We start from the raw sequence: 3401 nt of genomic DNA, 5'->3' as shown, positions 1-3401 counted from the left end.
TTACATGATGAAAAATTGGGAATCAAAATATGAGTATTCAGGAAATACTTTTTCTCTTATAATCCCTTCTTTTGTTTTAGATGGTGAGCAGGTATTTGAAACTTTAAGTGCTGCTGTAAATGCTATTCCTAGTGGCGGATCAGGGGTAATTACTGTTGATGGTGGAACTTACACTGATTCTGCTAACTTTCAGGTGGCTATTTCAGATAAAACGGTAACAATCATGCCTAAAGATTATTCTCCTTTGAATCCTGTTATTTTTTCACCTGATTCTCAAAAAAATTATCTATTGTATGTTGGTTCGAATTCCCAACTCACTATGGAACATATAACTATGACAGGGGATATGTCTAATCCATTACTCATCTATACTGATCGGGAGTGTACCATTTCAAATTGTGAATTTAAAAATATTGCACCTTTTGGAACTTCACGTGGAAACCCAATTTATGCGAATAATGCAAATCTGGTACTGAATGGCAATACTTTCGAATCAAATGCTCGGATGGAATTAAGAAATACTGTTGTAAAAATAGATGATTGTACTTTCACTGAGAATGGTTATGTTATGTATAGGGGTGAAGGGGGAGCTATCTATGCTGATTCTTCTTCAGATGTAACAGTTACCAACTCAAAATTTATAATGAATGGAGCCTATGAGAAAGGTGGAGCAATATATGCCAGTAAACTTAATGTAGATAATACTGAATTTATAGGAAATGGTGCAGTATTGGGAGGTGCTATTTATATTACCGGCAACTCCAATGATCCTGTAAATATAACCAACTGTGTTTTTGATTCCAATGTTGACCTAAACGGTTACAGAAACATATACTCCGAATCAACCACAAGGAAATTTAATTTAGAGTTAAATGAATATGATTTGCATTTAAAAATAGATGTAAAAGATGGATCATATGGTGAGGATTATATTCTTGAGGGTGATTTTGACTGGGGATCTAATTTAAATAATAGTTATACTCTTTTAGCGGGAATTAGAGATGATGAAAATCTGTTTGAAGACTTACTCACCCTTGAAGATAATCGATTTAATATAAGTATGGGTTTATTGTCCGCAGGAACACATGAATTCGCTATGGAAGGAATGTTTTCTCAAGGAGACAGTAATGATCATTTCTACACCCATTATTATTATTCTGATATTTATGGAAATGAATTCTATGTAATTAAGGACGGATATGCAAAAATATTGATTGAAAAAGCAAGAATAACATTAACTCTTGATGTAAAGGATGTTTTAATACCTGAAACACCTGTTTTAAATGTTGATGCCAATTGGGATAACAATTATACTATTATAATTGGAAATAAGAATTATAATCTTGAAGTCGTAAACGGTAAAGCCAGCATGCCACTTACTGGCCTTGATTTAGGTAATTATACGGTGGTTGGTATGCGTGACGGTGATGAAAATTATTATTTTGTCATGAATTTCACCACATTTACAATTGCTAAAACCTACAGCAACTTCCTTGTTTTAAGTACAAATGTGGAATATGATACCTTAAATGAGGCTGTAGCCAATTCCAATGATGAAGACACAATTTATGTTAAAAACGGAATATATAAAGACACTGGAATAGTGATATCCAATAAAGTTCTTGATATCATTGCATTGGAAGGTGCAGTCTTTGATGCACAAGGCGCTGACGCCAATTTCATAATAGTAAATGAAAACGCTGTAGTTGATATATCTGGCATAACATTCAGAGGACTTCACAATAGGAATACTAATTATGGTGCTATAGTCAATCACGGATATCTTTCACTGACTTTATGTAATTTTACAGGCAATAAGATTACAAAGACATCATTTGCCGAAAATGGTGGAGCAGCTATATTTAGTGATGGATATTTATTGGATATTGATGATTGTAATTTCATAAATAATGTCGCTCCTTTAAAAGTGGGTACTGCAGCAGTCACATCATTGGGTCATGAAGACATTTCAATCACAGATTCCAAATTCATAAATAACACTGCACGTGAAGGAGGAGCATTGCACTTCAAAAACATAACCCAATTTGAACCGGCAATCGTTTCATGTGACTTTGAACAGAACACTGCTGTTAAAGGATCTGCAATATATGCAGGCAACAATTCCAGATATATTTCTGTTGTATCATCCAGCTTCAAGAAAAACGACATTAAAAACAGTCTCGGAGAAAATGCTCAACTTGAAGGTGGAGTAATATATGTTAATGCCAATAGTGATGTGGTCTTTGATATCAGCTTATCCAATTTTGAAGACAACGCAAACAGCAATGTTGATGGTGGAGTCATATGCCTTGATGGAGTTTCAAAAGCATACATTGAAAGCACCACATTCAATAACAATAGTGGTAAAGTGGGTTCTGTAATTTTAATCAAAAATCCTTATAATAAAAAGCTCTCATTATTTGTAGACAGCAGTGCATTTACAAATAACAATGCAGTAACTGGAGCCATTGCAACATCTCCTAAAGTTACAACATTCATTGATGAGTGTGTTTTTGCAAATAACACTGGAGAAAACAGGAATATTTACAGCAATGGATTTACCGTAGTCCATGATTCCATTTTTGATGTTAAGGATGTTAAATTAAATGCACCATCTGTTCAATATGGTAAAAGTTCAACAATCACTGGTACAGCAGATTTCGGTACAAATCTCTATGCAGTTGCAAATTTAACAGTTGCCGGTGAAAACAACATTGTGGAAATCAAAAACAATTCATTCACCTATGATGCAGGCATATTGGATCATGGAAAATATTCTGCTGTTTTAAACAGTATTGGAGATTCCAACAATAACACCTATCTGATGGACAGCATAACTGAAATTTTCAGAGTTAACCGTGATAGTATTGAAATAAATGTTTCAGTTGACAATATTACCTATGGTGAAACCCTGAAAGTCATTGAAAGTCTACCTTCAACTGCTGTTGGTGCACTGGATTACCAACTGAACGGAAAGTATTACACAAAAGATGAAATCGAGTCATTGAAATTGGATGCTGGAAAATACACTCTTGTAGCCATCTATGATCACGACGATTTTGCATTCACATCAACTACTGTTGATTTTGAAGTCTATAAAGCTAATCCTACTATATCTGTACCGAATGTGGAAGTAGAATATAATGACAGCATTGTTCTAAACATAGAATCAGATGTTGCGTCAATTTATACAATAGAAATTGAAGATTACAAAAATGTCGTATTTGTCAATGGCAGCAGAACTATTGTAATAGATAAAACACTAAATCCTGGAAATTACAAAATCAGGGTCACTTCACAGGAACGTGTAAACTACATATCAAATTCCACTGAGGCCATTTTAAATGTCAATGAAAATCTTCCTGTATTTGGCTTAAGAATCTCAAACACTAATCTGGATG

The 3401-nt window shown here is 34.0% G+C and carries 1 protein-coding gene; it reads left to right on the top strand.

Annotation, left to right across the window (positions count from 1 at the left end):
* Positions 1-3401: right-handed parallel beta-helix repeat-containing protein (locus tag IJ258_RS11600; RefSeq protein WP_292807056.1), on the top strand; the 3401-nt coding region annotated here is incomplete at both ends.

This window comes from Methanobrevibacter sp., assembly GCF_017468685.1.
Taxonomy (GTDB): domain Archaea; phylum Methanobacteriota; class Methanobacteria; order Methanobacteriales; family Methanobacteriaceae; genus Methanocatella.
This window is presented reverse-complemented; position numbering and strand designations above follow the sequence as displayed.